We start from the raw sequence: 784 nt of genomic DNA on the forward strand, positions 1-784 counted from the left end.
CGTTACTCTAAATCCTTAGAGAGCTTGTGTGATGTCTCACTGGCATTAGGAATAGGGAAATCCCCTGATACGATTCGACGATGGTTGAACATCCTCGTGGATTTAGGTTATGCAGAAAAAACGCAACAAGAGGGCAAAGACAGTTTTAAACGCACTACGCCATTGCCGTGGGTCACTGCGCAATACGACAGTCTAATTTTAACGCTCACCGCTCGCTACTTTGCTTGCTTACTACCTGAACGCACCAAACAGCAATATCAATCCCTGTTTGAACAGAGTGAGATGGATACCCAAGAGAGTGACACGTATCGGCAGTGGCTAAGGTGCATTGAGGTGGACTTACCTACAGAGCACATGAGTTACTTCCCACACCTTGCGACCATCAAGCAAGCACTCATCAAGAAACAGACGCTGCGTTTCACCCTCATAGGCCAGTGCCTTAACACTACCCCAACTAAGCTACGCCTAAGTACTCAAGGCTTGAGCTTGTTCTATCTCGATAACCAACAACTCAAACAGACACCGATGCTCGGTGTGCTGGCTGTCTATGAGAAATAAGAGAAAAGGAAACCAAAGATGCTTAGCCAATCACCACTGATATATTCATTTAACAAGGCAGCACTGCCTATCTCTCAGGCTCTTCTGGGGATACTCAATAGCACTCTGAGAAAACACCCAGAGCTTATTGAGGGGCATCACATCCTCCATTTTAGCGATAAGCACTATTGTGCTGAGCAGGGCGGTTATCACCCAATTGACATTGCACTCGCGCAAGACGGTCATA

At 46.7% G+C, this 784-nt stretch carries 2 protein-coding genes; both read left to right on the forward strand.

Annotated elements, in window-relative coordinates; all coding sequences use genetic code 11:
* The coding region (locus MD535_RS25725; RefSeq protein WP_265678124.1) for a hypothetical protein at positions 1-558 on the forward strand (558 nt) is incomplete at its 5' end.
* An 18-nt stretch (positions 559-576) separates the two neighbouring features.
* The coding region (locus MD535_RS25730; protein ID WP_265678125.1) for a DUF2787 family protein at positions 577-784 on the forward strand (208 nt) is incomplete at its 3' end.

The sequence above is a fragment of the Vibrio qingdaonensis genome (assembly GCF_026191675.1).
Lineage (GTDB): Bacteria > Pseudomonadota > Gammaproteobacteria > Enterobacterales > Vibrionaceae > Vibrio > Vibrio qingdaonensis.